Here is a 26,798-nt window from a genome sequence, read left to right as displayed (position 1 = left end):
TTCTATTGTCTTTGCTAGACTAAACAGTTACTAATAATATAAAAAAGATTGGCTTAATAAGGCATATGTCAATATTCAAAAGACAAACAAGTATTCGTAAAGCATTGACTAATGCCGTTATGTTAGTCACAGCATTATGCTTGTCATTGTCGATCTCAATTTCGACTTATCTTGATGTTAAAGAACAAAAAAGCCTTATTATTGATAAAATAACGATCCTCTCGAAGATTGTCTCTTATAATGCCCAAGTGACTGTGCTATTCGACGATAATGACACAGAAACTGAACGCTTAAAGTCATTTGAGTCTGTTCCATTAATCAAAAATATCCATATTTACTCTATTGATGAGTTATCTAACGAGCCCGTCTTCTTTAGTAGCTTTAATGCCAGCAAAACGCCGCCAGTGCCCATTAAAGTCAGCAGCATAAATGAACTATTAGAGCCTCATATAAAAGATAAGGTCATTGAGCTTATCACCCCCATCGTTTACGAAGGCAACACCATAGGCTACGTGTATGTTCGAGGTGGGTTAGACAGATTAAACCAATACATCAACAGAAAAATCATTATTGATATTTTTCTGATACTTTTTGTCTTAGTGTTGGTGTACTTTGTCGCGCGCCAGATTCAAAGACGTATTGCTAACCCAATCGACGAGCTCAGTGTATTACTGCAAGATGTGTCAAAGAACCATAATTACGAAACACGGGCGAAAAAGACAAATATCGATGAAATAAATCAACTTGCTGCTAGCTTAAATATCATGCTTGCTCGCACACAAAAGCAAATTGAACGTCATGAAAAAGATAAGCAAGAAATAAAGCAACTCAACCAAAGTCTCGAAGAAAAAGTTAACCAACGAACAATAGCCCTACGCGAGGCAAATCAAGAGCTTCTTAATACCCTAGAAAGAATGCACCAGTATCAAAACCAAATTGTTGAAAATGAAAAAATGGCTTCGCTTGGGCAAATGGTTGCGGGTGTTGCCCATGAGGTAAATACCCCTATTGGACTAGGTATAACCGGTTCCACCCTATTACGCGATAAACTTGCAGAAATTTGTACACAGTTTGAACAAAAAACCTTAACCTCAACTCACTTAAAGCGTTTTATTGACGATGGCATTGAAAACCTCGATCTCATTTATCGAAACCTGAATCGAGCAGCAGAACTTGTTTCAAGCTTTAAAAAGGTCGCAGTGAATCAAGATAGTGAGAGTACCTCACAAGTTAATCTTAATAACTTATTAAGTGATGTGGTGCTTTCTATGCGTTCAGAAATACAGTACCGCAACCCTAACATAATAATAAACTGTGACAAAGACCTGAATATAGAAACCAAATCAGGGCCCTTACAGCAAGTTTTACAGCAACTCCTAAGTAACTCTGTGATTCACGCATTTAATGATGATAAAGACAACGAAATCACCTTTAACGTACAAAAGAATGAATCAAACTTCACTATTCATTATTTTGATAATGGTATCGGTGTTGAGAAGTCAGTAAAAAAACGTATTTTCGATCCATTCGTTACCACTAAGCGTGGTGAAGGTGGCAGTGGTTTAGGCATGCATTTAGTTTACAATTTAGTCACTCAAGCGCTTGGTGGCAGTATTGTGTATGACGAGTTAGCGCAAGATGGGGCACACTTCATTATCACCTTACCAATGAGTGAAGGTGGAATACGATGAGAAGTATTGTTTTTATATTGCTGCTGTTTTCATCGTGGTCGGTTTTTGCTAAATCTCCAGATCAAGTTAAATCTGCTTTTTTGTTTCAGATTGCAAAGTTTGTCGAGTTTACCCACGATGATATAACCCGCCCTATTTCATTTTGTTTTTATGACTTAGAGTACGGACCAGGTGCGTTCCTAAAAGATAGAAATGAACTGCAAATTAACAAAAAACCAATCAAGGTTATTTTAGTGAAAAAAAGTCAGCAAATTTCTGAACTTTCTCAGGTTTGTGATATCACATACGTTGATGAAACATTAGAAAATGATATACTTCCACTTTGGACCGATACAATTTCATTGGATACTTTAACCATAGGTGAAAGTATCAGTTTTTTAGAAAACGGCGGTATAGCCTCTCTGGTTCAAGAAGGAAATAAAATCCGACTGTATATCAATAAGCAGCACGTATTGCAGCAAAACTTTAAAGTGCAATCTCGATTGTTAGCTATGGCTAAGTTTTATCCAAATTGATTTTACTTGTTAACAATTGGATCTAATCCTATAATCTCTAGTATTCGGTTTTGCTTGGTAATACCGAATTTTTGTAAATAAAATTTCCGAAAAGGTTAATATACAATGCAAACGCCAGTCATTCTGATCGTAGAGGATGAAGACGTAACTCGACTAAACCTCGTTAGTTTATTTGAAGCTGAAGGTTACAAAGTTATTGAAGCCATTGATGGCGATGATATGCATGACAAGCTTACAAATAATGATGATGTGAACCTTGTAGTTATGGACATCAATCTGCCAGGTAAAAACGGGCTAATTTTAGCACGTGAGCTACGCCAAAAACGCAACGTTGGTCTAATTTTCTTAACAGGTCGTGACAACGACGTTGACCGCATCTTAGGTCTTGAGATTGGTGCTGATGATTACATCACAAAACCATTCAACCCTCGCGAATTAACAATTCGTGCGCGTAACCTTATTACACGTACAGCGCTTGGTGGTGAAGAAACAAACCTTGAAACAAATGGTGTGATTACATTTAACGGTTGGGAACTTGATGAAAACAGCCGTTGTTTAACATCGCCAAGTGGTGATGCTAAACGTTTACCTAAAGGTGAATACCGTGCACTGCGTCTAATGCTTGACTCTCCTGGTCGTATCTTCAGCCGTGAGCAACTTATTAAGCACATGACAGGTCGTGAGCTGCGTGCTAATGACCGCACTGTAGACGTTACTATTCGTCGTATCAGAAAACACTTTGAAAGCGATAACAGCACATCTGAGCTTATTAGCACCATCCATGGTGAAGGCTATCGCTTCATTGGTAAAATCGACAGCTAATTAGAATTAACTTTCTAACTGTTGTAAAAATGATTGGAGGGCGTCACGCCCTTCATTTATTTTAACTGCTAAAACATCCAGCCACTGTTGTAACTCTTCACTACTTTGTTCAAGCGCGCCGTGCTCCATCTTCTTCGCGTGTAACTGCACATCATTTAAGCCCACAGAGCCAGCCGCACCTTTTAGTTTATGGGCAACAGACTTATACTCTTCTCTATCATCTGATGCCAAAGCATCTGCAAGCTCTGTTTGATACTGCGGGTTCAACTTATTGAATAACTCACAGCTACGATTAAAGATAACTAAACCCATTGAACCAACAAAGTCCTCAATGGTTTCTATATCGAGAAGCTCAACGCGAATACCCGATAAGTCTTTTCTAGTCACGGCTTTAATTGGCTCAGGCTGACAGTTTTGTTGCTGCTTAATATCAAATAGCTCACCGAGCATTTTATCAAGTTTAGTGGTGTTGATAGGCTTAGCGAGTGCCCCTTGAATGTTAATCCCTGCAAGCTCTTCTTCAGCACTACGAACGTTTGCAGTCAACGCGACTATAGGCAGGCCATCAAAATGTTCATCCTCACGGATTTGGCGAGCTACTTCGTCACCATTAATGTCTGGTAACTGCATATCAAGTAATACGAGATCTAAATCATCTTCGGTATAAACGAACGACAATGCATCTTCACCGGTTTCCGCCCAAATAACCTCATGCCCTCGTTGCTCAAGTAAGTTAGTGGCAATTTCAGCATTAAGAGGAACATCCTCAACCAATAAAATATTTAAACTACGCACAGCATAGCTTTTCTCTGTCGGTGCAATACAAAGCTTAAGCGGTATTTCCACAACAAATACACTTCCCTCGCCCTCTGTACTACTCACGTGAATTTCGCCTTTCATTGCAGTTACAAGTGCTTTCGTTACCGCTAGCCCAATGCCAGAGCCAATTGCATTGGTACCATTCACATCTGGTGCTTTATAATACATATCAAAAATACGGTGTAGTTGCTCTCGTGGGATCCCTTGCCCAGTATCAGTGACTCGCATAACAAGCCAAGGACCATCAGGGCGGTTTTCACGGCGGCACTCAAGCTCAACATGACCTTGCTGAGTAAACTTCACCGCATTATTAATTAAATTCCAAACAACCTGGCGTAAGCGAGTTGGGTCGAGCGACGCATAAACATCCAGCGTGCCTTTACGTTTAATATTAAACTCAAGCCCTTTTTGCTCAGCAATAAGGCCTGCAAAATTCACTACATCGTTGATAAAGTCAGCGACATTCACAGAATCCGTGACAATATCTAATTGCTCACGATCAATTTTGTCTAAGTCAATAATATCATTAAAGATATTGCCAAGCGTTTCAGCACTAGAAAAAACTGTATTACACCAGCTACGCTGCTGCTTATCGAGCTCAGTATCAAGTAACATACGGGTTAAACCAACGATACCGTTTAAGGGAGTTCTTAGCTCATGACTTAAGGTGGCAATAAATTTCCCTTTATCTTTATATGCCGCTTCAAGAGCTTGAGCAGCCTCTTTACGGCTAGTAATATCACGGCCGAAAGCGAGCAAACCAATGTACTCACCCTTTTCATTGATAAACGGTAACTTACGCATCTCAAACCAGCGTTTTTCACCATCCACAGGGTATTCAACATCCAAGGTAAGTGCTTGGTGAGTTTGTGCTACCTTTTTATCTGTACACAGCACTTCAGGAAGGTAATCACTAGGGTAGATTTCTTCAACGCTCTTCCCTATTAACTCTTCACTACTTTTACCCATCACTTGTTCAAACATTTTATTACAGCCTGCAAAAACACCATTGTTGTCGCGGTAATAAAATAAATCGGGAGAGGAGTCGACGATTGAGCGTAGTAACATCCCTTGCTGTGCCAGCTCTTGCTGTGTTTTTTTACGTTCTGCGATTTCACGCCTTAGCTCTTCAATTGCTCTGTGCTTTGCATGAAAAGCCATTTTACGTTCATCAATCTCTTCATTTAAGCGACTGATATTGTCTTTTAGTGTTTGGTTTAACAGCTTTTCTTGCTTAGTTGCACTATCCAAATAACTGTAAGAGGCTTCTAATTGACGAATTGAGTTTAATAATACAGAAATTAAAAGTGGCGATACGACTGCGGTAAAAAACATCACTGCAAGAACATCAACCAAGGTTACTGTACCTACTGCCACATAATAAAACATACATGACAGAATTAATGACATGACTAACAATAAGGCATAACAAACTGCGGCAGTTTTAAACTCACCATATTTGGAGATCAAGCTTGAGAGTGTGCGAGCCCACGGACTCAAAGACGAATCAATCATAGATAAAGCTTAGGCACATAATTGAAAAAAAACAGCATAGTTAATTTTACCACTATTCCTTTAGAAATATTCATATTGTGCGATAAACACAGAATTTTTTCATCAACGCCGATTTTTTATATTTTTTCATGTAAACTACCGCGCTTTAATAACTGCAAAGAAATGAGTATAACCATGCAAACCACAATGCCTGACATTGCTGATACAGCACCTGCTTTACAAACTGGTAAATTAGACTGGGTTGGCATGGGTGAAATTGAGCTCCCTTTTATTTTTGAATCTCACAATATTGCCCCTGTAAATGTGATTGCTAAGGCACGTGCTTTTGTAAACTTATACAAAGAAGATGCCAAAGGCATCCATATGTCGCGATTATTTTTGGCGCTTGATACCTTATCGACTGAGCAACACGTTAACCCGCAGACATTAGCACAAGCACTCGATGCTTTTATTACTAGCCATGATAATTTGAGCGACCGTGCACAAATTGAGTTTAAGTTTGAACTGCCGCTACGTCGTAAATCACTGTTAAGTGGTAAAGTAGGCTGGAAAAACTACCCTATTCATCTTATAGCAAAAATAAACCAAGGCACCTTAAGCTTTGAATTAATGGTTGATGTTACTTACTCATCAACTTGCCCATGCTCTGCTGCACTTGCTCGTCAGTTAATTCAAAATGCCTTTGCTGAAAAATTTACTGACAGTCAACTTGATAAACAAGCTGTCCATGAGTGGCTTGGCAGCACAGAGGGAATAGTAGCAACACCACACTCACAACGTTCGATTGCCAATGTAAAAGTGAAGCTTGATAACAGCATTGAGAGCTTTGATGTTGTTGGTTTAATAGATGCCATTGAAAGCGAACTGAAAACCCCAGTACAAGCAGCCGTAAAACGTGAAGATGAGCAAGAATTTGCTCGCTTAAATGGTCAAAACCTGATGTTTTGTGAAGACGCTGCCCGCAAAATTAAAGCCCTGCTTGAGGCACAAAGCTACGCTGATTATTGGTTGCAAATTAATCACTATGAATCTTTGCATGCGCACGACGCCGTTGCCATTGCGGTAAAAGGTGTTGCTAACGGATATACCGCTTAATTTAGTAACTCCTCACAACTTAGGCACATAAATTGCTAATACAATTCAGTGTCAATTTGTTGTTGTGGAGTTACCAGATGGAATTCGCTTTATTATCAATTTTAGTTTTAGTCGTAGGGGCTTCTGTTGTTGCGTCAAAGTATACAGATGATGGCGGAAACCCATACCCTTTCACTCGTAAACAAAGTGTATTTACACAAGTAGAGAGTGCGTTTTTAAACCTTCTTGAACGTGCAGTAGGCGATCAATATAAGATCGTAAGTCGTGTTAAACTCATCGACTTAATTGACTGCAAACAAGGGCTTTCGCCTAAAGCTAAACGTGCTGCAATTACTAAAGCCAAAAACAAGCAATTAGACTATGTCTTAATTGATAAAGATAAGCTCACCATTGTTGCCGCAGTTGACCTTGTGAATAACACGAACAAGGATGGACACAAAGCACAGCGTGATTGGTTTGTAAGTGGTGCACTTGAAGCAGCAGGTATTCCACATATCCGCATGAAAGTAAAAGCGGGCTACCAACCTAAAGAAGTGCGTGATGCGATTATGTTTAAACTCGGTAAACCTAGCGCAGCGCCACTAAGACCAACTCGCAACCGCGTAACAAAACCGGCCGTGTTGTCACCTTCTCAGGCAAAAGCTCACTCAACAGCCTTGGCAGAAATATAAGGTGTCATAATTTTGGCAAAAGCAGACTTTAAGTCTGCTTTTTTGTTTTTACACTTGCTGAATTCTCGTAACTACTTAAGGTTGGGTATATAATCACCCTATTCAATCTAAGGAAACAAATATTATGCATGTTGGTATTATTGGCGCGATGGAGCCAGAAGTAAAAATTTTACGCGAAACCATGGTTAACCCAAGTGTAATGACAAAAGCTGGATTCACATTTTATACAGGTGAGTTAGCAGGTCATACTGTAACACTTGTTCAATCAGGCATTGGTAAGGTTGCTTCTGCAGTTGCTACTACGCTTTTAATTGACAACTTCACTCCAGATTGTGTGATTAACACAGGTTCAGCTGGCGGCTTTGAGGCTTCTCTTAACGTGGGTGATGTCGTTATTTCATCTGAAGTTCGTCACCACGATGTTGATGTAACAGCCTTTGGTTACGAAATTGGCCAAGTACCACAAATGCCAGCAGGTTTTGCTGCACATCCTAAATTAATTGAAGCTGCTGAACAAAGCGTAAGCCAAATCAGCGATGTAAAAACCATGATTGGTCTAATTTGCACAGGCGATTCATTTATGTGTGATCCGGTGCGAATCGATAAAGCACGTGCAGACTTCCCAACCATGCTTGCAGTAGAAATGGAAGGCGCAGCAATTGCTCAAGCCTGTCACTCACTAGACACTCCTTTTGTGGTTATCCGCTCTATGTCTGATATTGCTGGTAAAGAGTCTCCACAATCATTTGAAGAGTACATCGAAACAGCCTCTATTAATTCATCTAAAATGGTTGTTGCTCTACTAGAGAAACTGACGTCGGTGAGTTTATAAGGTGATTGCAAGTTTTGTTCAAACCCATTTGGACATTATTGTATTTTTTATAGCGCTCCTTGCTGAGCGCTTTTTCCCTTTAGTAAGCTGGTATCACCCCAATACACTACTGAGTGTTATTTTTTCTTCACTTGGCGATCGCCTTTACGATCAACATAATCCAAGAAGCTATCAGTATTTATCGTCAATACTTGCATTTATGCTTACAACTTTGCTGATTGTAGTACTGGTCATGCTATTTTTAGAGTTTGCCTTTTATCCTGAGCTGCTCAACGGGCTAATTCTTTACCTATTACTCAATAGCCGTGGACAAGAAAAGAAGACACTTCGAATTGCGCGCTTAGTTAAAAAAAATCAGAAAGCGGCTGCCAGAGAATTACTCGCGGGTTTAGTTGCACGAGATGTATCTCGTCTATCAGCCCCAGGGATTTGCAAAGCATGTATGGAGTCTTTACTGCTACAAAGCGCACGGCAGTATTTTGCCGTAATCTTTTTTTACTTGGTCGGCGGCGCAATAATATGCCTGACTTACCGTTTATTAACCCTTATTCACCAAGCATGGCGCGAAAAACAATTACCTAACAGCCCTTTTTTAATACCTATTGCTAAGCTGTTATTTGTACTTGAATGGATACCTATTCGACTCCTTGCCATTACACTTGCAGCAACAAACGCGAGTAAACAAAGCCTGCATTACATTAAACATTATGGACGCCATTTTTACCAAACCAATACTGGCTGGCTACTTAGCGTAAGTGCGGCATCACTGGGTGTGCAACTAGGGGGGCCTGCTTTATACAAAGGTGTGCGCTTTAACAAAATGCGTGTGGGTACGGAGCGATTACCCTGTGCAGATGACATTCCTATTCTTATAAGGCGACTAAATCAGGCTAAAGCATTTTGGCTACTATTTATCATCTGTATTGAGATAATCACATTTCTGGCCTTTGCCTAACAAATACAAAAAAAACCAGCCGAGGCTGGTTTTTATAATACGTCTAATTAACGCTTAAGCGACGGTGATTTTAGCAAACTTACGTTTACCTACTTGGTAAATTTCAGTACTGCCTTTAGCAACTTCAAGCTTAGTATCTGTTACTTTTTCTTCACCATTTATTTTTACAGCACCTTGTTTGATCATACGCATAGCCTCAGACGTACTTGCAACAAGATTAGCTTCTTTTAGTAAATTAGTGATAAATACAGTGTCTTCAGCAATCGTTACTGTTACTTCTGGGATCTCATCGGGTAAAGCATTTTTTTGGAAACGCTTAATAAAATCTTGATGAGCACCTTCTGCCGCTTCTTCACTGTGGAAACGTGCAATCATTTCTTTCGCAAGCTCAATCTTAATGTCGCGCGGGTTTGCACCGTCAGCAACACGCTGTTTAAGAGCTGCAATTTCTTCGATAGATAATGCACTTAATAAGTCATAGTAGCGCCACATTAGTTCATCGCTAATAGACATCACTTTACCAAACATATCATTAGGCTCATCAGTAATACCAATGTAGTTACCTAATGACTTAGACATTTTCTGAACGCCGTCAGTACCTTCAAGCAGTGGCATCATTAACACTGTTTGCGGTTTTTGACCTTCATCTTTTTGTAGCTCTCGGCCCATTAGTAGGTTGAAACGTTGATCTGTACCACCAAGCTCAACATCTGCTTCTAATGCAACTGAATCCCACCCTTGTACCAGTGGGTATAAAAATTCGTGGATAGCAATTGATTGACCACCGGCATAACGCTTTTTGAAGTCATCACGTTCTAGCATACGTGCTACTGTTTGACGCGCAGCCAGTTTGATCATACCTGCTGCACCTAAGTTTTCCATCCAAGTAGAATTAAATGCAACAGTTGTTTTTGCAGGATCTAGAATCTTAAATACTTGCTCTTTATATGTTTCTGCATTAGCAAGTACATCTTCACGAGTTAACGGCTTACGCGTCACATTTTTACCCGTTGGGTCACCGATCATGCCGGTAAAGTCACCAATAAGGAAAATAACCTCATGACCTAAGTCTTGAAAGGTTTTCATTTTATTAATTAAAACCGTATGACCTAAATGCAGATCAGGCGCCGTTGGATCGAAACCCGCTTTAATTTTAAGCTTTTTACCAGACTTTAGTTTTTCAACTAATTCGTCTTCAATTAATATCTCTTCTGCACCGCGTTTTATCTCAGCTAGAGCGGTTTGTAAATCCACTGTGTATTACTCCAAAAATTCAGCTTACCGGGCGTGGTGGCCTATCAGGGTTAAAAATAGAGCTAAAAATGATTAAATTTAGCAAGTTAGCTCCAGAAAAACTGCACCAAGAGCAAGCCAACTTAAGTATTTTAAGCATCAGCCTAGTGGAGCAGCGCGCGTGATTGTTCTTTATACCGCGTTATTGCATTTTTATGAAGGTACTTTAGTTAACTAATGCATATTTAGCTTAACATCAGACATATGCTGCAAATTTAACCAAAAAAGATTAACACGCTGAGCAATTCTAGCGTAAAATAGCGCTAGTTTAAATCTACAAAACACTGGTATTTGCTCTATTTTAGGTATATCCTGCAATATTAGTAATTAATTTTCTTGACAGCAGAAAAAGGCACGTTATGGTTCACGTAGTGCATAAACTCCCCAAAAAACACAAACTGCTTATTCTCGGTTTGGTTTCTGCTATTATCGGCTTAGCATTATTACCGTCAGAAAAAGCCACCGCTTCAAAGGATAACAGTGCCGACGCACTTGAAATTGGCAAACGCTACGAATTACAAGTTAAAGTTGATGATAACGAAAAACTAACTGAACTAAATTCAGAGCAAGCAGCTGCTAAATTACCAGAATACGACCTTGTCGATCATCAAGTACGTAACGGCGATAATCTAGCACTTATCTTCAAACGCGCGGGCTTTTCAGCGCAAACATTACATAAACTAATCAACACAAATGCCGAAACGCGTAAATTAACCAAAATTCACCCTGGTGAAATTTTGAGTTTTGCTACAGCTGATGACGGTTCTCTCGCACAGCTTCGTTATGTAATTTCAAAAACAGATACTCTGTACGTTACTTTAAATGATGAAGGTAACTACGACACAGCAATCGATAGTAAAGAAATCGAAACCTTGAGTAAGTCAGCCGGTGGCGAAATCAGCAATAGCTTTTGGACCTCAGGTATCGCCGCAGGGTTAAGTGAACGCCAAATAATGAATTTTGCTGACATCTTTGGTTGGGATGTTGACTTTGCAAACGACATTCGTAAAGGCGACCAGTTTGGTCTTATTTACGAAGCGCATTATGTTGATGGCGAGTACATAGGCGACGGCAAAATAATTGCCGCTGAATTTATCAACCAAGGCGAACGCTATTCTGCAATTCGTCATACTGATGGAAACTTCTACACACCTGAAGGCCGTAGTATGAAAAAAGCATTCTTGCGTGCCCCTGTTAACTTTAAATATATAAGCTCAAGCTTCAACCCACGTCGCTTACACCCAGTAACGAAGACTGTAAAGCCACATAATGGTATTGACTACGCTGCTCGTACGGGGACACCGGTGGTTTCTGCTGGTAATGGTAAAGTGGTTAAAGCTGGCTACAGTAAGTATAACGGTAACTATGTATTTATTAGCCACGGCACTCAATACGTGACTAAATACTTACACTTGAACAAAAAGCTCGTTAAAACAGGTCAAAAAGTAAAACAAGGTCAAAAGATTGGTACTGTTGGTGCAACAGGTCGTGTTACAGGCCCTCACTTACATTATGAGTTTTTAGTAAATGGCGTTCACCGCAACCCTAAAACAGTTAAACTGCCTAAGTCAGAGCCACTACCACGTGATGAGTTAGCTAAGTTTAAACCAATTGCAGACAACTTCTTAGCGCAGCTTGAACGCAATCGTGAGCTACAACTGGCACTTAACAAGTAATCGCTAAAGTTGAATAATTAAAAACCCCAGTAATTAAGTTACTGGGGTTTTGCTTTATAACTACACTGTATCTCTGAACTAACACATAGCGCGAGTTAGATTACATCTTGCTTTTTACTTTGTTAGTTGCCTGACTTAAAGCAGGGTTATCTGGCCAAAAATGTTTGGGGTAACGACCTTTCATCTCTTTCTGTACTTCTTTATAACTAGTTTGCCAGAAATTTTCTAAATCTTGAGTGAGCTGTAGTGGCCGCCTTGCTGGCGACAATAGCTCCATTAGTAGAGGTAACTTGCCCTGTGCAAGCAAGGGTGTGCTAGTCATGCCGTAAACTTCTTGCATGCGTACACTCAGCTTTGCTGGCCCATCCAGCTGGTATGTAATTCTCACATTTGAGCCACTGGGGACGGTTAAACGCAGCGGCAACAACTCATTTAGTAAACTCTGCTGGTGCCAATCAAAACAATTTTTTAAAGCTTCACTGTAATTAAGCTTTTTTAATTGCTCTACGTTTTTTATCTCATCAAGGAAAGGTGCAAGCCACTGATTATTAGTCGTCAATTCGTCACTACTAATAACAGGAAATGACTGCGGCAATAATTTACTCGCTAAGCTCATTCTAATTAGTAATTGCTCACTTTCGCTTTGCTCATTAAATAGTGAAAAACCTTTTTTATTGAACAAATTTAGCCATGCTTTAGTGCGCTCGGCCTTATCAAGAGGCTGTTTACTTGGCTGGCTTGCTACTGTAATTGCCCCTAGCTTTAGTTCCTCTTGATGAATAAAACGTCCAGATTTTTCATCGTATTCACAGCGAGTTTGCTCTGAAAACAAATGCCCTAGCTGATCTTCAAGTTCATTTGGTAAAAATGCGACTGCCGCAAATATTCGACTCCCTTTGTGGCCGCCCATACTGGCAATAGCGAGATAGTCATCGTTATGCCAAAACTCATCACTTAAGTCGGCCCCCGCACCATTGGCGAGCAAATAGCCGTTGCCACGCTTTTTCGCTAAGCGATCTGGGAATGCAAAAGCCACCAGCAAAGCAAGGGGCTGCATATTTAGCTCACGCACTGCCTTCAAATTTAAACGTGATAGCCAATAGTTTAATTGTTGCTTAAACAGTGGATGAGGCTTTGTATGCATGCTGTGAAGTGCAAGCTTAAGATCAGCTGGTATACTCACACGACTCTCAAGCAGCGCCACTAAGTATACAGCGAGTTCATAAATTCCCGGCATACTTGCTTGAAGTTGCTTAGCCTTAATAAGCATATGTGATAAACGAATATCCGCCCCAAAACTAAGCATTTGGCTACCAAGCTTTGTTAGTTTTTCATTTTCATCAAGCGCTTCAAGCATTTTTAAAAGTGCTGTTGCGTGTTTAATTTGCTGTGGGCTTGGTGCATCAAGAAGGTTTAGTTCAGTAACAACTGCGCCCCACTGCTTAGTTTCAAGCAGTAGTTGGCTAATATCACTTGTTAGGATTTCTGGGGCGTCATGGCTGTTACGACGTTCAAACGTTTGCTTACTACCTAGTCGATATACCACACCTGCTTCTAAACGCCCTGCACGGCCTGCACGTTGTACCGCAGAGGAACGAGAGATGCTTTGGGTTACAAGTTCAGTTACCCCAGTTTTTAAGTTAAAGCTGGCTGCACGGCGCTTACCGCTATCGACAACAATACGGATCCCTTCAATCGTTAAGCTAGTTTCGGCTACATTTGTTGTCAGCACGACTTTTCGCTTACCTTGTTGTGCAGGAGCTATAGCAGCTTGTTGCTCTCCTTTGCTTTGTTCACCAAATAAAGTAAACACTTCGCAATCATCAGCAAGATCGTTCAATGCCTGTTTTACACGTAAAATTTCTCGCTGACCTGGTAAAAACACCAAAGCACTACCAGTTTGCTCATTGAGTGCTTGCTTAATAACCGTAGGTATATCCTCTAACCATCGGCTTTCATCTTTAAGTGGAACATAAATTTCATCAATTGGGTAACTTCGCCCTTCAGATGATATTATTGGACAGTCAAAAAACTCACTGTACCGCTCACCGTCTAAGGTGGCCGACATGAGTAAGATTTTTAAATCGTCTCTAAGGGCTGCTTGTGTTTCAAGCGCAAAAGCGAGCGCAGTGTCTGCGGCAATCGAGCGCTCATGAAATTCATCAAAAATAAGTAAATCGACACCGGTTAACTCAGGATCATTTTGTAGCATCCGTGTCAGCATCCCTTCTGTCACAATTTCCAGCTTGGTTGCATTACTAATTTTTGATTCACCCCTAATGCGCAAACCAACACTTTCACCAACGGCCTCATTTTGTAAAGACGCCAAGTATTGAGCAATATTACGTGCAGCCAAACGCCTAGGTTCAAGCATAACAATCCGCTTGAAGTGGCCTGCTTGCATCAGCGTTAATGGCAGCCATGTTGATTTACCTGCCCCTGGTGGCGCTTGCAGCAAAGCCATAGGGTTATTTTGTATCGTTGTTAACAATGATTGGTAAATATCTTGTACGGGCAGCACGTTTCTTTCTCTTACTTTATTTTTAGCTATTGTAACAAAAAACAGTCGACGACAATGACTCTCCCTTGCAAGAAAAAGTTACAGAGTTTTATAAATAACTAAGAACAAATTGCAGTAAAAAATAAACGCCTTATAGACAAGGCTGATTATTTGCAATAATTTCAACAGTTTAATAAGTTTAATTGAATGGCATATCAATTGCTTTTATTAAAGTGAATGTTTAAAAAAGTAAGGAGATAATGATGAACAGCGATCGTTTAGAAGGCAATTGGAAAGAGTTGAAAGGTAAAGTGCAACGTAAATGGGGCGACCTTACCAATGATGATTTAGATAGAATCGAAGGTAGCCGTACAGAGCTTGTTGGTAAAATCCAGCAAAAATACGGCAAATCGAAAGAAGAAGCAGAGCGTGAAGTTAATGACTTTGAGAAAAGCCATTAATTTTGCAGCCTAACAAAAGCCGCCATCGGCGGCTTTTGTACTTATTTTGTTAGTGCTATTGCTTGGCCTGCAAGAGAAAACACATTTTTAAGCATTAACTTTAAAATATGCCTGATGGATGCATACGTAAACGAGATTGCTTTAAATGGATAGCCACAAAAAGCCAGCATGTAACCTAAAATCCCCTTCACATCACTCGTATAATTTTTAGAGAGATCGATACTGTCGGTTAATGCTTTAGCAATTTGGTCATAGACGGTAAGCGTATTCGTGTAGTGGTTTTGTATCGCATATAACTTGCCTGTATCACGTAAATATGTGATTAATGCAGCGCCTATTTTTCTTGCCCATCTTGAAGTACGGCTGCACTCTAATCGCTTATCATAATCAAGCCTAACTTCTTCTTGAATCCGTTTTTCCATACCTTTATTGATTGCAGCATAACTTTTAAAATTACTCGCAGTATGTAAGTAGCCAGGCGTCTGGTCTGTCATACTATGGGCTTTTGGAGTAATTGTTGCAGCACCATTTAAAATATATTCTTGCTCCGTATGCATAAATGGCCAGACTGGCACTAAAGGTACGGGGTCGGCGGCATGCACACAGCGGTAAATATGGTTATTTGTTGCAGCTTCTGTCTGTATAGCAAAGCTATGATAACCAACTCGTGGAGCACCAAAAGTATAAAGCTTCACATTTGCACCAAAGTGATTTTTTAACCAATTCGCAGCTAAATTAGCCAAAGCACCGCCTAAGCTATGACCCACAACATGTATATTTAGCTTTTTGCTCGCTTTTTTACTAAAAAATTGTTCTAACTGCTTTCTAAATGAGTTAAAAGTGTGATTAAACCCCGCATGCACAGGCTGACTATTACTACAGGTACTTAAACCACAATTAAGGTCAGTAATCACATCTCGCATTTTTGCCGTGCCGCGTAGTGCTAAGACATAATCACCTTCAAACAGTCCCTTTTTGCCTTTTGCAATGCAACCAAAGTTGGTCGAATGAGTAAAAACGCGTTCAAGAATAGAGCCACTGACACCTTTTATAGGCTCTAATTCAAATGAAAAGCTATTCTCTAATAGCCGATAATAGTCTGTATACACTAAGGGTGCTTTTTCCAAAGTTTCATAGGCAAGTGCTGCAAAGTTTGCAGCAAAAGCTGGGGTTAGTGTTCTCATACTTATGTCCTTATAATTTAATTAATGGTCTTCGTCATCCGTTTCAATATCCGATATACCAAGATAAGAATCTACATCTATAACTTCAAAGTCTTCATCCCAACGCGCTATACTCGCAGCTCGAAATTTATAACCCGGAACTTGATTATTTTTAAAATGAAAAAAGACCTCCTCATCTGATAAGTCTGCTCTTAAACAGCTTAATTTTTTAGCGTATTCATGACGATATTTAATATTTGAAAGCCTAGATGTCCATAAAATATATTTAGTGCCCTCATAAATAAGCGTTATAATTTGAGATGTGAAAAGCTCTGCAAATGGCACAGCTGGTTGGTTAGAGCGAATATTGGCTTCTGGAAAAGAAAAGCCGCCTTTGTCATCAGTATATACATAGTTTTCTACATATTTTCCGTCAGAGAAACAAAGTAGCCTTTCTATTTTTGCGTTAATTAAAGGTTTGCCATTTTCACTAACTTGGCCTTTGACTTCGGGGCATAGGTGTACCTTGTATGCACCAAAATAGTTACCCAACTTCTTAAATGATTCTAAGAGTGACATTAAAAATGAGCCTCAAAACAGGCTGTGAACTTAACGGGAAGAAGATGTTGATGATATTCCTTATCTTGACTCACTATTCACATGCCCTTGTAAATAATGAGCACATAGTACACAACTGAGCGATAAAAAAGAATAGTATCATTGTAAATAATTGTGCCGCAAAACTATGCCAAGCAGATTAGTCTTTAGGTATTTTGCTTTTTAAAACTTGCTTGAAAATTGATATTGAGAGTTATTTAAAGGAAAGAAGTTAACGCTATGATGAGGCTTAAGTGTTATAACTGACACTCTTCATCATCAGATTCAATGTCCGATAAATCAAAATAAGAATCTAAATCTATAATCTCGAAGTCTTCATTCCAACGCCCAATACTTACAGCTTCAAATTTATAATCTTCACCCTTAGTGTTCTCAAATTTAAAAAGTACTTTATCACTAGAAATATCTGCAACTAAACGTCCTAGCTTCTTGGCATATTCTTCACGAAAACTAAAACCTGACAATCTTGCCCCCCATAAGCAGTACTCTTTACTTTTATGTTTTAAAAGAAGTGACTGAGAAGTAAAAATTTCTGCAAATGGCACTGCGGGTTGATTAGAGCGCATATTGGCTTCTGGAAAAGAAAAGCCGCCTTTATCATCGGTATAGGCAAAATCTTCTACATATTTCCCATCAGAGAAACGAAGCCTTCTTTCTATTTTTGCGTTAATTAAAGGTTCACCATTTTCACTCACTTGGCCTTTAACTTCGGGGCATAGGTGTACCTTGTATGCACCAAAATAGTTACCCAACTTCTTAAATGATTCTAAGAGTGACATTAAAAATGAGCCTCAAAACAGGCTGTGAACTTAACGCGAAGAAGATGTTGATGATATTCCTTATCTTGACTCACTATTCACATGCCCTTGTAAATAATGAGCACATAGTACACAACTTAGTGATAAAAAGTAGCATCAGTAAAAATAATTGAGTCGGCGGGGCTTATTAGGCTGGCTCGTGTTTGGCCAAATCTGGCTCAGCAACTGTTTGGTTTTTACCTTGAGATTTTGCTTTGTATAATCGCTTATCAGCGATATTTAAGCACTGATCAATACTGTCCATATGGGTTCGCTGATACAAACCAATACTTAAACTCACATTGAAGGAATGCTCACCACTTTTAAATGTATTATTTGCTAGGTGTGTGTGTATTTCATCAGCAACGTTTCGTGCGCGAAGTTCATGCCCTTTTGGGATTACAATTAAAAACTCTTCACCACCCCAACGTGAATTAATGTCTTCATCGGTACACACTTTCTTAAAGATATCGGCAATAAAGATAAGCACTTCGTCACCCACTTGGTGACCATAGGTGTCATTCACTTGTTTAAAGTTATCAACATCAATTAAAAGAAACACGGCCCCCTCTTCAAAGCAACGACTTTGCATACACTCCGTCGCATAATGTCGGTTTGATAAATCGGTCATGGCGGGCCAGCTTTTTGTTTATTTTAAGTTGCGCTATGAGCTCACGACTATACTTATTTCGGTAATACTCATAGAACGCACCAAGAATGCATAAAATTGAGAAACACAGCATAACTCGTGTAGGAAAGTAATGACTTGGATAACTGTAATAACCCAATTTGTCCGTGTAATAAAAGAGAGTTGAAATCACACAAGCAAGTACGATTAAATCTATCGCTCCGCGCTTTAAGCCACGAATAAAAAAGGTCACAGGCGAAGCAATAAATAACCATAAAGGACCTGTACCATGATTACCGCCAGACACTATCAAAAAGCACATAATCGCATACAAGGTGTAAAGCATCAGAATAGCAATTGTATGGTCACGATTTTTAATAATAAACGGACTGACAAATACACCCACTGCAACCACTAGCATAGTACTAAGAACGGTGTAGCCATCTAAGTAACTAGTAATAGACATAAAAAAAGAGGTAACGGCCCCAATGAATGCAAATACACGTAAAAACCGTGCTTTATCTTGCTGACTTGCATTGACTGTATCGATCACACTTTTGCCTTGCGTTTATTATTGCTTATTCCTAAATAACTTTAACACAAATATCTAATAATGAAGGCGTAATACAGCTTTTCACATGCTAAATGCCTAACAAAAAGAATAAAGTATTAAAAATACCGACCTTTTGGTTCATTAAGGCTAGGTTATTTTTACCTTAAACAGGAGCAAAGTTTCTATAAATTAATTACTTATAGCACTATCAAAACTGAGAGCCAGACAAGTGAGAGGTTAGCCCTCTTTATAGGGCTGGTTATTTTAACTACGACGAACGGCTGCATGCGCGACTAACTCATCAAGTTGATTCTGATGCTGACGAGCCTGTTTTTGCTTGATCTGATGTGCTTTTTTAGCAATGACGCCCTCTAACCCCTTCGTAAATGAAAGTTGTTGGATGCAAGCATGTTGTTGACGTGATTGATCGCCTTGTAGTTGCGTGACTCGTTCGGCCTGCTGCTGCGATAACCCATGTAGAATGTGTTTCATGCCTGCTAAATTTTGCAAACCAATTGCATTACCCATCTGGTTGTTTGTTTGCATATCGTCGATAAATTGCTTTAATTGGGCTAATCGCTGTTGTTCTACCTCGGTTTGCTGTTTCAAAACAGCCTGCTCAGAGAGCATGTTATCAAGCTTTTCTTGCTGCATATCTTTAAACTTATCTAGCATCATGTTTTCCTATTAACTGCGAAAGCTGTTGATTTGTAGTCGCAAAATCTGCTTTTTCATTTAATGATTGGCATAAGAATGCTTCTATTTGTGGATACAAGTGTACAGCTAAATCCAATTCAGCATCTTTCCCTGCCTGGTAGGCACCAAGCGGTATTAATTCATGCACTTGTAGGTATCGACTATAGAGCTTTTTAAGCTTATAACAAAAGGCAAGTTGCTCAGAGGAGACAATGTTAGGCATAACACGACTTATAGATGCGCCAATATTAATAGCTGGATAATGACCTTTTTCTGCAAGCGTTCGGTCCAATACAATGTGGCCATCTAAAATAGCCCGCGCATTGTCCGCAATCGGATCTTGCTGGTCGTCCCCTTCTGCTAATACCGTGTAGATGGCAGTCATTGAGCCTTTACTTTTTTCGCTGTTTCCAGAGCTTTCAACTAACTGAGTCAGCTTACTAAATACCGATGGCGGATACCCCTTAGCGACAGGCAACTCGCCAACCGCAAGGCCTATTTCTCGCTGTGCTTGCGCATAGCGAGTTAAAGAGTCCATCAATAACAGAACATTTAAATCTTGGTCGCGATAAAAAGCAGCCAATTGATGACTTAACTCCGCCGCTTTTGCTCGCAAAAGCGGTGAATCATCAGCAGGGGAAGCAATTACGATGGCCTTTTTGAGCCCTTCTGGGCCAAGACTTTGCTCTATAAATTCTTTGACTTCCCAGCCACGCTCACCAACTAAAGACACAATTACAACGTCTGCACTGGTAAAGCGAGTCATCATGGCCAGTAGCTTACTTTTACCGACACCTGAGCCTGCAAAAAGCCCTAAACGCTGGCCTTTTCCAACGGTAAAAAGGCCGTTTATTGAGCGGACTCCCACATCCAAGGGTTCGCTCACCCCTTTACGCTGCAACGGATTTAAAGAGGGTTGTTTTTTTAGAACGCAATCAGCTCCTAAATCAACACGACTTAAGTTACCTAAATCGTCTATCGGTTGCATTTGTGCATCAATTACTCTTCCGAGTAAAGACATATCAATCTTTATCGCTTGTGTATCAGCAACAGCTCTGACTCTCGCACCAGCGTATAAACCATCTGCTTTATTTAGTAGCATCAAGAACGCTTTGGTATCATCAAAACCAATCACTTGAGCATCATTCCACGTACCATCAATGCTCTCGACTTGGTATTTTTTTGCCATTAAAAACTGCCCGCCGACAGCTGTTAATGTCATACCATTGACTCTTACAAGACGACCGTAACTTTGAATTAAAGGCGGGGCTGTCAGCTGTTTTGTCGCAGTACTAAGAACATGAGATAACACGGTATTACTCATGAATAACTTGACCGTTAAGAAGGGCTGGCGTTATATCAGTAAGTACAGCATCTAAACGCTCTGAAAGAGATAAGCTATGGCTTTGCTCACTAGAAATAAGCTTTACGCTGCCACTTGCAAGTTGAGGTTCAAAACTCACTGTTAGGGGTATTTTATCAAAGCTTGAATCGTCAAAAAGAGCCGCATCAGCGCTAGAAAACACAATTTCGTTAACATCATCTCGCCCTGCTAATAAATTGAGGGCCTGTTCGACTAAATCAATTAAGCAATTAGGCTGCAAAGTTAACTCACAGGCAATTACCTGCTCCGCGACCTTCGCAACTAACACACTAAGATCTTTTAGTACTTCATTAGACAGCAGATTAAGTTGTTGCTTTGTTTGCTGTGTTAGCACATCGAATTGTGCCAGCATTTGCTGCTTTAATTCTAGTTCACGCTCTTGTAATAATAGTTCAGCTTGCTGCGAGACCCGCTTTTCTATATCAGCTTGTAGCGCCGCTTGACCTTGCTTTAATCCCTCATCAAAGCCTTTTTGCCAAGCAGCCTGTTCAGCTGCGTCAATACGCTGCTGAACACTCTGGTGCTGCTGTTCTTTTGTTAATGTTGGAAACTGATAAGCTTGCATAGCACTTAACCCGCGGTCTCTTCTTCGTATAGCTGATAAGTGATTTCTTCTCGCTTGCTCATATCACGTACAATGCTCATGATTTCACGACGTGCAGCATCCACTTTACTCACCGGCTGTGATGTTGTTGCTTCTAACTGCTGTTGATAAACTTGCGCTAAGCGTTTTGGTAATGCCCCCAAAAGGCGCGCAACAATTTTTTCATCTGCACCTTTTAATGCCATCAACCAAAGCTCGTCAGGTACATCGTTCATTAATTGAGAAAGGGTCTCATCACTTTGCAGTAATAAACTGGCAAAGTCATACATACGCTCTTGTACTGCATCTGCCACTTGTAAATCATGCTTTTTAATAACTTCAATAATTTGGCTTTTATTGCCGTTATATCGACTCATAATATCAGCAACTTTATCAACCCCATTTACCTGAGAGCCGACTTGCTTGCCAACAAATTCAATACAAGCTTCAATGGTTAATCGAATATCATCCATCACATGCTCACTGACTTCTCGTAAGCTGGCAATACGGTATAACAGGTCTTCGTGCTTTGCTTCAGGAAACAATGCAATGACAGCAGCAGCTTGATCGGCGGGTAAAAACGCTAAAAACAGCGCTTGCATTTGCACATGTTCATGCTCTAAGAAACGTACAATTAGCTCAGGTGGGATCCACTCTAAACGACGCAGATCATCACTCATCGCGCCACCATAAATATCATCTAACATGCCACGTGCGAGCTTACGTCCAACGGCTTTATCAAGTGCTCTTTCAAGATACAGCCTTGATGCGCCATTAACCCCACTTTCGTTACGGTAACAATCGAAAAAACTGGTGAGCGTGTCAGCTACATCATTTTTTGTAATGTTAGAAATACTGGCCATTCGCTCTGAGATTGCCTGTACCTCACGGCGACCGAGTTTACGGATCACGCTTGCTGCATTTTCTTCGCCCATACTGAGCAGTAAAATAGCAGCTCTATCGAGTGACGCACGAGCAGGTGCTGACATTGTCACATTATCTTGATTTACTTGACTCAACTTCAACTCCTTGCTCTACCCAATATTTAATCACAGAGGTTACACGCTCGGTTTCTCGGCTTGCTAATAACTGCATGTGTGCTATTTGCTCTTCAAAATCACTGCCTATCTTAGGCAATGCAATATTTTCACCTTCCTGCTCAGGCTGTTCATTTTTGCTATCTCGCTCAAGTGCGCCATCCAGAGGTGTACTTTGTCTTTCATAAGCATCGCTTTTAGCAGCAGCTAATTTTTCTTGCTCATTTTCGCTTGGTGGTGAAGCTGTTGTTTTGCCTTTAATCAAATGATTTACCAGCGGTCTTACCGCAAAGAAAATAAGCATTAAGCTAATAAAAGTACCGAAAATGTAACGAGCATACTCTCGAATTTCAGGCATTTGCCACCATTGTAATCCGTCAGACGGTACAAAAGGTTTTGCTTCAACAAATGCAAAACTGGTGATATTGAACTGATCGCCACGCTGCTCATTAAAACCGGTAGCTGTTTTAACCATTTCGCCTAAAGAATTTAGGCCTTCTTGGCTCCAACCTTCAGCTGTGGCAGCGGCTTGTTCATTAACAAGTACAGATACGCTCATTGAGCTTAAGCGTCCAACTTCAAAACGAGTATGGGTAACAGAGCGGCCATTTTCATATTCACGGCTACTTTCACTGCGCTCAGATACTCGCTCATTTTCAGCCTCTTCACCTTCTTGATCTGGCAGTGGAGGTTGATTAGCCAGTGAACCTGGAATACCACCGGCAAATTGGTCTTGTCGAGAATCTGATTTAACCAATTCTTGCTTTAACACCCCTTGTGGGTCTACCGCTTCACGTGTTTCTTCAACAACGCTAAAATCAACATCTGTTGAAACCTGAATTCGAAAATTTCCTTCACCTAAAATAGGCAGTAACATAATTTCAGCGCGTTGCTCTATGTTACGTTCGACCTTTTCGATAAAAGCGAGCTTCTTATCACTTTCTTTACCAACGGGAGTGGTATCAAATAAATCACCCGACAGTAACTTTCCGCGCTGATCGACTACTGATACATCTCGCGGGTTTAAACCAGGTACTGAGCCAATGATGAGTGAAATAATAGCTTCTACTTGTTCAGGTTTTAGTTCATGCCCTGGCGCTAAATCAACCATCACAGATGCAGCTGATTTTTGCTCTTCCCTGCCTATAAATAAGCTACGCTTTGGTATTGCTAAATGTACTCGCGCATTGCGAACACCTTGCATATTAATAATGGTGCGGGCAAGTTCTCCCTCCAAAGCATGTTGATATTGCATCGATTCCATAAACTGGCTTGTGCCCATCGATACTTTAGCACTGAGGTTATCAACGCCCTCAGGCATTGAAGCTTTAATACCACGTGCCGCTAGAGTGATCCGTGCGTCTGCTAGTTTTTCTTGAGGAACTAAAATGTTGCCTGTGTCGTTATCAATGCGAAATACAATTTGTTCTTTATCCAATATTTCTAAAATATTGGCTTTATCGTAACTTTCTTGGTTTCCATAGAGCGGCACGTAGTTCTTTGCTGATGTCCACAAAATAACAACGATAGTTGCCGCTACTAACGTCGCTAACAAAGCGATTGTCGCGACATTTCTATCATGGCTTTTATTTGAAAAGTTTATTTTATTTGAGAAGTTTACGACTTTTTCACGTAGGTTTGTCTCCCCAGACATCGGCGGTACAGCTTTAGTTAATTCGCCTTTCATAACAACCTCTACAGTGACATACGCATGACATCATCAATGCCATTAAGTAGTTTATTGCGTACTTCCATTAACATTGAGAAGCTTAGGCTCGCTTTTTGACTGGCGACCATCGCCCCAACAACATCATCTGTTTGCCCCGTATCTACCGCATGCATCATTTGCGATGAGATATTTTGTTGCTCATTAACCGCGCGAACAACTGTTTTGAATTCAGTACTAATTGCTGCATCTTGGTATTTACTTGCTGCAGGCGCAATGGTCTCTGCCGCAGCTAGTTGCTGCATATCAGTCATTTTTCCAAGCAGAAGGCGTTGACTTTCAATAGGTGACATTACTCTGTTCCTTAAATTAAGCGATTGCGTCTATATCCATGCCATACTCACGCATGGCGGCTATTTTGTATCGAAGAGCTCGGGTACTCACACCGAGTGCCTCTGCGGTTTGGGTTCTGTGTCCTTTGAAACGGCTAAGTAAATCATAAATATAATCAAATTCAGCTTGTTTCTTGCTATGTTTTAACTGTGACGCACTGGTTGTCGTTAGTGCTTTAACGTTTTCGGGTAGGTTTAGATCTGCCGCTTGGATTTCAACACCGCGAGCCATCACTAATGCCCTTTGCACTACATTTTCCAGCTCACGAACATTACCTGGCCAGTGATAGCTATACATTAACTGCTCTGCCTGTTGACTAAAGTGAAACTTCTCATCTCCGTATTTAGCAATAAAATACTTTGCTAATGGTAAAATATCGTCACTTCGGTCACGTAATGCTGGCCACATTAACGGCAATACATCTAAGCGGTAAAATAAGTCTTCACGAAAAAGGCCTTTCTCTACTTGCTCACGCAGCGGCTTATTGCATGCTGCAATCACACGAATGTCGAGTTTAATGCGTTGATGACTGCCTAATCGCTCAACCTCTCGCTCCTGTAGGACACGAAGTAATTTGGCTTGCAGCTCTAAAGGCAGTTCGGTTATCTCATCCAGTAAAATAGTGCCACCATTTGCAAGCTCAAACTTACCCGCTTGCTGTGCTACCGCACCGGTAAATGCACCTTTGTTATAACCAAATAACATAGACTCCAGCATATTTTCTGGAATAGCTGCGCAGTTAACCGCAATAAATGGCTTATCTGCACGTGGAGAAGATTGATGAATGAAGTTAGCTAACTTTTCTTTACCTGTGCCCGACTCACCCATAATCAGTACGCTTGCAGATGTTTGTGCTGCACGATTGGCAAGTCTCAGCACTTGCTGTGATTTCAGTGACACAGCAATTAAGTCACTCACACCATGCTTCATAGAATCAGCGTTGCGGATGGTTAGTTTTAGTTGATCAGCAAAAAACGGTTTAAGTAAAAAGTCGACAGCACCATTATTAAGTGACTGTGAAGCAAGCTCACCTTGGTTCGATTCCACAAGCGTGATAATTTGTCCACCTTGATGAGTTCTTTTAACTAGTTTTACCAAGTCAACCAAGTTCATTTGTGCTTGTTGAGCATCAATTAATACCAGTTCAGGCTGATAACTCAAACAATAACCAATAGCATCGGGGATCGAATCTGTGTACAGAAGTTGATACTGCTCATCATTGATCGCCAATTCAATTTCACGTGATGGTTGTTCTGGCGCAAGCCATAGTAGATGTTTCTGATCCATATTCCTTCTCACACCTTAGCTTTTTTGACGAAATAGACGAATTAAGACGCGTCTATTTGACGACTGACCGTTCGAATCTGAATTGCTTGCCACGGGATAGCGTCCTCCGTGAGCCCTGATTTCAATTAACTTTGCATCGATCCCATACTCGATAAGTCGGGATGCCACATCATCTGCTCTTTCTTTCGATAACAAACGATTGGCAAGCGGAGAACCTACATTGTCTGTATGTCCATCAATCATGACTTTCTTAACTTTAGGATCGAGTTGAATATAACGAACTAGTTTCTCTAAATAACTCAGGTCTGCGGCACGTTTAACAACACGCTCTCCTGAGTCAAAATTAATTTCATAATCTCTCGCTTGTCGCCAAGACAAAGGTGCTAATTTTTCACGGCATTGCTGATATTGATCAATCGCGTTATCGCTATGAGTTGTAGGAAAAGTCAGTCTGAGCTGCTCATCACCAAACCCGACGATTGTATCTAACCAGTAGCCCTGCTTAATGGCGCTTAAAATAGGTGCAACACCTTTGTTAAACGTAACCTGTTGCTGTTCAATATTGGCTGAAAAGAATTGTATAGAAGGGGCAATCGCTCGTTTATCTTGCCAATCTGCTGTACGAGCAAATACCTGTACATCCGTGATATCACGCTCAGTTAACAGCCACTTAAAATCCAGATGCTGTGGCTCTGAAGGCTCGCTGATAATCGATAATTGTGCATAACTATCTAGTTTCTGGCTAAGCTGGCAATAAAAAGCATCGCCACTGACATACCATGTTGCCTGCTCATAATTTTGGGTAATTACGCGTTCAGCTTTCACAGGCAGTGCATAAGCAGTTATAATGCCTACAACAATTAAAAAAGTTGCCTTAACAAGCTGATGTGAGTTATTCATTCGTATTCCAATTATCATAAACAGCCCAATTAAGAGCTTTAACGTGTATAATAAGCGGAACAAATTGCCTGAAGAGGCGAATAGACGTGCCGCTAAGTTAATGTAACCCCACTATCATGACCTTGCGGTTTTAGACTGGAAGCTTTGCGTCCTACCCTTTCGGCGTAGTTTGCCATTTAATTGTCTTAGTGTTTCCAACTAAGTAACTGTTATTATAAAACAGTTAACAAGTACCTAATTCTTAATGA

The 26,798-nt window shown here is 40.4% G+C and carries 25 protein-coding genes and 1 riboswitch; of the genes, 9 read left to right on the top strand and 16 right to left on the bottom strand.

What is annotated here, in order from left to right:
* Positions 1 to 65 precede the first annotated feature (65 nt).
* The 3 genes from LY624_RS04655 (at position 66) to arcA (ending at position 3,028) form a co-directional block, all read left to right on the top strand.
* Positions 66 to 1,691, top strand: coding sequence for an ATP-binding protein (locus LY624_RS04655; protein WP_341803967.1), 1,626 nt, complete (start codon positions 66 to 68; stop codon positions 1,689 to 1,691).
* Complete coding sequence (locus LY624_RS04650) at positions 1,688 to 2,206, top strand: YfiR family protein (protein WP_130151081.1); 519 nt, start codon at positions 1,688 to 1,690, stop codon at positions 2,204 to 2,206. Before LY624_RS04655 ends, LY624_RS04650 begins: the two co-directional genes overlap by 4 nt.
* A 105-nt stretch (positions 2,207 to 2,311) precedes the next feature.
* Positions 2,312 to 3,028 (top strand): two-component system response regulator ArcA, encoded by a 717-nt coding sequence (gene arcA / locus LY624_RS04645; protein ID WP_062570337.1) that lies wholly within the window; start codon positions 2,312 to 2,314, stop codon positions 3,026 to 3,028.
* Between the two features lie 6 nt (positions 3,029 to 3,034).
* On the opposite strand, the gene arcB is transcribed toward arcA, so the two are convergent.
* Positions 3,035 to 5,362 carry an aerobic respiration two-component sensor histidine kinase ArcB gene (gene arcB, locus LY624_RS04640; RefSeq protein ID WP_341803966.1) on the bottom strand — a complete coding sequence of 776 codons (2,328 nt, stop codon included), beginning with the start codon at positions 5,360 to 5,362 and terminating at the stop codon, positions 3,035 to 3,037.
* A 174-nt stretch (positions 5,363 to 5,536) separates the two neighbouring features.
* Here arcB and folE2 point away from each other — a divergent pair, with 174 nt between their 5' ends.
* From folE2 to LY624_RS04620, 4 genes are all read left to right on the top strand, one after another.
* The gene (folE2, locus tag LY624_RS04635) at positions 5,537 to 6,457 is read left to right on the top strand and encodes a GTP cyclohydrolase FolE2 (RefSeq protein WP_341803965.1); all 921 of its coding nucleotides are present in this window, start codon (positions 5,537 to 5,539) and stop codon (positions 6,455 to 6,457) included.
* Positions 6,458 to 6,534: 77 nt separating this feature from the next.
* Positions 6,535 to 7,128: a DUF2726 domain-containing protein gene (locus LY624_RS04630; RefSeq protein ID WP_130151078.1), complete on the top strand. Its 594-nt coding sequence runs from the start codon at positions 6,535 to 6,537 to the stop codon at positions 7,126 to 7,128.
* Positions 7,129 to 7,252: 124 nt separating this feature from the next.
* Positions 7,253 to 7,960 (top strand): 5'-methylthioadenosine/S-adenosylhomocysteine nucleosidase, encoded by a 708-nt coding sequence (gene mtnN / locus LY624_RS04625; protein ID WP_237119594.1) that lies wholly within the window; start codon positions 7,253 to 7,255, stop codon positions 7,958 to 7,960.
* Position 7,961: 1 nt separating this feature from the next.
* On the top strand, positions 7,962 to 8,915 hold the full coding sequence (locus LY624_RS04620; RefSeq protein ID WP_341803964.1) for a cobalamin biosynthesis protein CobD/CbiB: 954 nt from the start codon (positions 7,962 to 7,964) through the stop codon (positions 8,913 to 8,915).
* Between the two features lie 54 nt (positions 8,916 to 8,969).
* Here LY624_RS04620 and tyrS read toward each other — a convergent pair whose 3' ends face one another.
* A complete protein-coding gene (gene tyrS, locus LY624_RS04615) occupies positions 8,970 to 10,169 on the bottom strand; it encodes a tyrosine--tRNA ligase (RefSeq protein ID WP_062570331.1) in 1,200 nt (399 codons plus the stop codon).
* A gap of 398 nt (positions 10,170 to 10,567) precedes the next feature.
* On the opposite strand from tyrS, the gene LY624_RS04610 reads away from it, so the two are divergent.
* A complete protein-coding gene (locus tag LY624_RS04610) occupies positions 10,568 to 11,884 on the top strand; it encodes a peptidoglycan DD-metalloendopeptidase family protein (RefSeq protein WP_130151074.1) in 1,317 nt (438 codons plus the stop codon).
* Positions 11,885 to 11,984: 100 nt separating this feature from the next.
* Here the strand turns inward: LY624_RS04610 and hrpB are convergent, their stop codons facing one another.
* On the bottom strand, positions 11,985 to 14,405 hold the full coding sequence (gene hrpB, locus LY624_RS04605) for an ATP-dependent helicase HrpB (RefSeq protein WP_341803963.1): 2,421 nt from the start codon (positions 14,403 to 14,405) through the stop codon (positions 11,985 to 11,987).
* A 242-nt stretch (positions 14,406 to 14,647) separates the two neighbouring features.
* On the opposite strand from hrpB, the gene LY624_RS04600 reads away from it, so the two are divergent.
* On the top strand, positions 14,648 to 14,845 hold the full coding sequence (locus tag LY624_RS04600) for a CsbD family protein (RefSeq protein ID WP_062570328.1): 198 nt from the start codon (positions 14,648 to 14,650) through the stop codon (positions 14,843 to 14,845).
* Positions 14,846 to 14,886: 41 nt separating this feature from the next.
* Here LY624_RS04600 and LY624_RS04595 read toward each other — a convergent pair whose 3' ends face one another.
* The 13 genes from LY624_RS04595 to LY624_RS04535 all read right to left on the bottom strand — a co-directional run bounded on the left by LY624_RS04595 (position 14,887) and on the right by LY624_RS04535 (position 26,550).
* Complete coding sequence (locus LY624_RS04595; protein WP_341803962.1) at positions 14,887 to 16,029, bottom strand: lipase family protein; 1,143 nt, start codon at positions 16,027 to 16,029, stop codon at positions 14,887 to 14,889.
* Between the two features lie 21 nt (positions 16,030 to 16,050).
* Positions 16,051 to 16,587, bottom strand: a complete 537-nt coding sequence (locus tag LY624_RS04590) for a DUF6795 domain-containing protein (protein WP_341803961.1) — start codon at positions 16,585 to 16,587, stop codon at positions 16,051 to 16,053.
* 275 nt (positions 16,588 to 16,862) lie between these two features.
* On the bottom strand, positions 16,863 to 17,405 hold the full coding sequence (locus tag LY624_RS04585) for a DUF6795 domain-containing protein (protein WP_341803960.1): 543 nt from the start codon (positions 17,403 to 17,405) through the stop codon (positions 16,863 to 16,865).
* Between the two features lie 166 nt (positions 17,406 to 17,571).
* Positions 17,572 to 18,015, bottom strand: coding sequence for a GGDEF domain-containing protein (locus tag LY624_RS04580; RefSeq protein ID WP_341803959.1), 444 nt, complete (start codon positions 18,013 to 18,015; stop codon positions 17,572 to 17,574).
* A complete protein-coding gene (locus LY624_RS04575; protein WP_341803958.1) occupies positions 17,996 to 18,604 on the bottom strand; it encodes a hypothetical protein in 609 nt (202 codons plus the stop codon). Before LY624_RS04575 ends, LY624_RS04580 begins: the two co-directional genes overlap by 20 nt.
* Positions 18,605 to 18,868: 264 nt before the next feature.
* Positions 18,869 to 19,282, bottom strand: coding sequence for a hypothetical protein (locus tag LY624_RS04570; RefSeq protein ID WP_341803957.1), 414 nt, complete (start codon positions 19,280 to 19,282; stop codon positions 18,869 to 18,871).
* Positions 19,269 to 20,624, bottom strand: coding sequence for a FliI/YscN family ATPase (locus tag LY624_RS04565; protein WP_341803956.1), 1,356 nt, complete (start codon positions 20,622 to 20,624; stop codon positions 19,269 to 19,271). The genes LY624_RS04570 and LY624_RS04565 overlap by 14 nt, the downstream gene beginning before the upstream one ends.
* Positions 20,617 to 21,249, bottom strand: coding sequence for a FliH/SctL family protein (locus tag LY624_RS04560; protein ID WP_237119603.1), 633 nt, complete (start codon positions 21,247 to 21,249; stop codon positions 20,617 to 20,619). The genes LY624_RS04565 and LY624_RS04560 overlap by 8 nt, the downstream gene beginning before the upstream one ends.
* A 5-nt stretch (positions 21,250 to 21,254) precedes the next feature.
* Positions 21,255 to 22,286, bottom strand: coding sequence for a FliG C-terminal domain-containing protein (locus LY624_RS04555; protein ID WP_237119604.1), 1,032 nt, complete (start codon positions 22,284 to 22,286; stop codon positions 21,255 to 21,257).
* Complete coding sequence (fliF, locus tag LY624_RS04550; RefSeq protein WP_130151067.1) at positions 22,264 to 23,991, bottom strand: flagellar basal-body MS-ring/collar protein FliF; 1,728 nt, start codon at positions 23,989 to 23,991, stop codon at positions 22,264 to 22,266. Before fliF ends, LY624_RS04555 begins: the two co-directional genes overlap by 23 nt.
* 8 nt (positions 23,992 to 23,999) lie before the next feature.
* Positions 24,000 to 24,323, bottom strand: a complete 324-nt coding sequence (locus LY624_RS04545; RefSeq protein ID WP_130151066.1) for a flagellar hook-basal body complex protein FliE — start codon at positions 24,321 to 24,323, stop codon at positions 24,000 to 24,002.
* A gap of 16 nt (positions 24,324 to 24,339) precedes the next feature.
* Positions 24,340 to 25,650 carry a sigma-54 dependent transcriptional regulator gene (locus LY624_RS04540; protein ID WP_341803955.1) on the bottom strand — a complete coding sequence of 437 codons (1,311 nt, stop codon included), beginning with the start codon at positions 25,648 to 25,650 and terminating at the stop codon, positions 24,340 to 24,342.
* Positions 25,651 to 25,665: 15 nt separating this feature from the next.
* Positions 25,666 to 26,550, bottom strand: a complete 885-nt coding sequence (locus LY624_RS04535; protein ID WP_341803954.1) for a MotY family protein — start codon at positions 26,548 to 26,550, stop codon at positions 25,666 to 25,668.
* 98 nt (positions 26,551 to 26,648) lie between these two features.
* A riboswitch (cyclic di-GMP riboswitch) is annotated at positions 26,649 to 26,734 on the bottom strand.
* Positions 26,735 to 26,798: the final 64 nt, after the last annotated feature.

It is taken from the genome of Pseudoalteromonas sp. N1230-9 (genome assembly GCF_032716425.1).
Classification (GTDB): Bacteria; Pseudomonadota; Gammaproteobacteria; order Enterobacterales; family Alteromonadaceae; genus Pseudoalteromonas.
The sequence above is the reverse complement of the archived record's forward strand: the minus strand, read 5'-3'. Positions and strand labels throughout refer to the sequence as shown.